The following is a 3725-nucleotide window of genomic DNA, read 5'->3' on the forward strand; positions in this document are numbered from 1 at the left end:
CACATGGACAAGCTCCAGGGTAAAGTGGAGCGGCTGGAGCGGGATCGGGCGGTGCTGTTCTGGATGTTCGTGATAACAGCTATGGCGCTGGCCTATGTGCTGGCCAACGTGTCGGTGTGAGGAGGAAAGAAACAATGCGAGGATATTGGGAAGAGGTGACAATCTACGCCGGGCGGAAGACCGTGCGGCAAGTATTATTGGAAGAGACGCCGGGAAGAGCTAATCCGGAGGTTAGACGTAAGACTGTGGCTAAGATCATCCGGGGTGAAAAAGTGCTCTGTAAGGATTATGGCAGCACCGCAGGTGATTGCCAGTATGATGATCTGCCGGTCAAAAAGATGATTGTCCGGCCGGATCAGATTCGAATCTATGTGTAAGGAGGGGCGGAGATGACATTGTATGTGTACAAAGTAATCCGGGAGCGCTTGGATGGCTCACGGGCCAAACGGGCGAAAAACTATACCTGCTATGAGCCAAAGCTGAAAGTTGGTGGGCTGTATGCCCATATGGGAGTTGGCTTTCCAGGATTTCAGCGAGTCTTGAGTATGACAACGGAAGAATTTCCAGACTAAAAGGAGGTGATCTGGATGGGAAAAAGTAGGGCGGCAAAGCCCACCAGAGACCAGAAGGCGCTCATCAGCGCCGCCGGGCTGGAGGTGCGCAACTGGCTGGTGCTGGCAGAGACGCCGGCGGAGCTGCGGCTGGTGAGCCGGAGAACTGGCGCAACCCGGATCATTAAAAAGGCCCCGCCGGCGGCAACCGGGCAGGGCCATGAATCAATAAACACAAGCCTATTGTAGGGCATAAGAGGAGGAAAAGTCAAGATGACCATGAAAATCAATCAGCTGGAAATCGAAAACGTCAAGCGGATCAAGGCGGTGAAGTTAAAGCCGGCGGCAAACGGCCTCACCATTATCGGCGGGGACAACAACCAGGGGAAAACCTCTGTGCTGGACTCTATCGCCTGGGCGCTGGGAGGGGACCGTTACCGGCCTTCCCAGGCAGCAAGAGAGGGTTCCGTGATCCCGCCGTATCTGCATATCGTGATGAACAACGGCCTTGTGGTAGAGCGAAAAGGGAAGAACAGTGATCTAAAGGTCACGGATCCCAGCGGGAAAAAGGCGGGGCAGCAGCTCCTTAATGAGTTCGTGAACCAGCTTGCCCTGGACCTCCCGAAGTTCATGGAGGCCAACGGGAAGGAAAAGGCCCAGACCCTCCTTCAGATCATCGGGGTCGGGGACCGTCTGACGGAGCTGGAGCAGGAGGAGAAACGCCTGTACAACGAGCGGCTGGCCATCGGCCAGATCGCGGACCGAAAGCGGAAGTTTGCGGAGGAACAGACCTATTACCCAGACGCGCCCAAGGAAATCGTGTCCGCGGCAGACTTAATCCGGAAACAGCAGGCGATCCTGGCCCAGAATGGGGAGAACCAGCGGAAACGGGAGAATTTACACCGCCTGGAACAGGAATACCAGCAGGTGACGGAAGAACTGTCCCGGCTGTTACGGCGCCAGACTGTCCTGGAGGAGGACCTCCAGACGGCGAGGAAGTCCGCGGAGGACCTGGTGGATGAATCAACGGCGGAACTGGAGCGGAGCATTGCGGAAATTGATGAGATTAACCGGAAGGTCCGTGCCAACCTGGATAAGGAAAAGGCGGAGGAAGACGCCCAGGATTACACAGACCAGTATTCCAGGCTTACGGCCAGGATCACGCAGGTGCGGGACGCCCAGACAGAGCTGTTAAACCATGCCGCCCTGCCCCTTCCGGGCCTGTCCGTATCTGAAGGGGAGCTGGTTTACCAGGGGCAGAAATGGGACAATATGTCCGGTTCCGACCGGTTAAAGGTGGCCACCGCGATTGTCCGGAAACTGAACCCTCAGTGTGGGTTTGTCCTTTTGGATAAGCTGGAACAGATGGACATGAAAACCCTGGCGGAGTTCGGGGCCTGGCTGGAGCAGGAAGGGCTCCAGGCGATCGCCACCCGCGTGAGCACCGGAGGGGAATGCAGCATCATCATTGAGGATGGGTACAGCAAAGAGGAGGACGCCGGAAGGGCCCAGGAAAGCCCGAAGGCTAGCAAGTGGAAAGCAGGTGAATTTTAATGAAGATTTTTCGGGGGAAACAGCCCAGTGCGAAAAAGGTAGTGGTGTACGGCCCGGAAGGGATCGGGAAAAGCACGTTTGCCTCCCGGTTTCCGGATCCGGTGTTCATTGATACGGAGGGGAGCACCAAAGACATGGATGTGGCCCGCTTTGAGGCACCCTCCAGCTGGACCATGCTTTTGGAGCAGGTGCGGTATGTGAAGGGCCATCCGAATGTCTGCCGGACCCTGGTGGTGGATACGGCGGACTGGGCGGAAATGCTCTGCGTGGACCATATCTGCGCGAAGTTCCATAAGGACGGTCTGGAGGAGTTCGGCTACGGGAAGGGCTATACCTACGTGCAGGAGGAGTTTGGACGTCTCTTAAACCTGCTGGAGGAGGTCGTAAAGGCCGGCGTCCATGTGGTGCTCACCGCCCATGCGAAAATGCGCAAGTTTGAGCAGCCGGACGAGCTGGGGGCTTATGACCGCTGGGAGATGAAACTGACCAAACAGACGGCGCCGATGGTGAAGGAATGGGCGGACATGGTACTCTTTGCCAACTATAAGACCTTCGTGGTCAACGTGGACGGCCAGGGGGCCCAGAAGGGGAAGAATAAGGCCCAGGGAGGCTGCCGGGTGATGTACACGGTCCACCATCCCTGTTGGGACGCCAAGAACCGGTATGGCCTGGCGGAGGAGCTGCCTTTTGATTATGGGGAGATCGCCCACATCATGCAGGCAGCTGGAAACGTACCGGCGAACCGTCAGGAGGCTGTGTCCATAGAGCCCCCGGTGAATGGGCCGGAACCGCCGGTCCCAAAGGAAAACCATACAGAGCTGGAGCTCCCACCATTCATGTCCCAGGAGACCATGAGGGAGGAACCTGTCCCGCCGCCCCGCGTTCCGGAAAAGGACAGGGCGGCGGAAAAGAAGGAGCAACTGGATGCCGCCCCCGCCGGTGGGATCCCGTCGAGCCTGCCGAAGAACATCCCAAAGGCCCTGCGGGACCTGATGGAGGCCAACGGGGTGGATGAGTGGGACATCCAGAACGTGGTGGCGGCCAGAGGCTACTATCCGGCGGATACACCGATCCAGGCGTACGATCCGGATTTTATCGAAGGAGTCCTTGTAGGTGCCTGGGAAAAAGTTTACCGGATGATCCGGGAGATGAAGGAAACGGATGCGATCCCATTTAATTAAGGAGGAAATGCACAATGAATGAAGATTTAGGGAGAGAAATTGGCTGGGATGAGCCGATCGAACAGGAAGGGCAGGAGTTTGAGATCCTGCCGGCGGGAACCTATGAGTTTACGGTAGAGAGCATGGAGCGGGGCCGTTACCCTGGGAGCGAGCGGATGGCGGCCTGCAACTGCGCGAACCTGACCCTGCAAATCCGCAGCCCTAAAACAGGGGCCCTTTGCCGGGTGTTCGATACTTTATACCTCAATTCTAAGGCGGAGTGGCGTCTCGGCCAGTTCTTCCTTGGGATTGGCCAGAAAAAGAAAGGGGAGCCGCTGCGGCGGCCCAACTGGGGGGCCGTGCCCGGAGCCACCGGCAAGGTTGAGATCGAAGTCCATACCTATAAGGATAAGAACGGGAATGACCGGACCAACAACCAGGTGGTGAAATATCTCCCGTA

The 3725-nt window shown here is 57.3% G+C and carries 6 protein-coding genes; all 6 read left to right on the plus strand.

All coding sequences use genetic code 11. The annotated features are described in order from the left end of the window. The first annotated feature begins 134 nt into the window (after window positions 1-134). Window positions 135-377, plus strand: a complete 243-nt coding sequence (locus B5E84_RS20000; protein ID WP_087226669.1) for a hypothetical protein — start codon at window positions 135-137, stop codon at window positions 375-377. A 12-nt stretch (window positions 378-389) separates the two neighbouring features. Then, window positions 390-572, plus strand: coding sequence for a hypothetical protein (locus tag B5E84_RS20005; protein ID WP_087226672.1), 183 nt, complete (start codon window positions 390-392; stop codon window positions 570-572). A 15-nt stretch (window positions 573-587) separates the two neighbouring features. Next, entirely contained in the window at window positions 588-800 is a 213-nt protein-coding gene (locus B5E84_RS20010) for a DUF6906 family protein (protein ID WP_087226675.1), read from the plus strand. Between the two features lie 24 nt (window positions 801-824). Next, on the plus strand, window positions 825-2105 hold the full coding sequence (locus tag B5E84_RS20015) for an AAA family ATPase (RefSeq protein ID WP_087226678.1): 1281 nt from the start codon (window positions 825-827) through the stop codon (window positions 2103-2105). After that, window positions 2105-3286 carry an ATP-binding protein gene (locus B5E84_RS20020; RefSeq protein ID WP_087226681.1) on the plus strand — a complete coding sequence of 394 codons (1182 nt, stop codon included), beginning with the start codon at window positions 2105-2107 and terminating at the stop codon, window positions 3284-3286. Before B5E84_RS20015 ends, B5E84_RS20020 begins: the two co-directional genes overlap by 1 nt. A 14-nt stretch (window positions 3287-3300) precedes the next feature. After that, window positions 3301-3725: DUF669 domain-containing protein (locus tag B5E84_RS20025; protein WP_087226684.1), on the plus strand; the 425-nt coding region annotated here is incomplete at its 3' end.

This window comes from Lachnoclostridium sp. An14, assembly GCF_002160755.1.
Taxonomy (GTDB): Bacteria; Bacillota; Clostridia; order Lachnospirales; family Lachnospiraceae; genus Lachnoclostridium_A.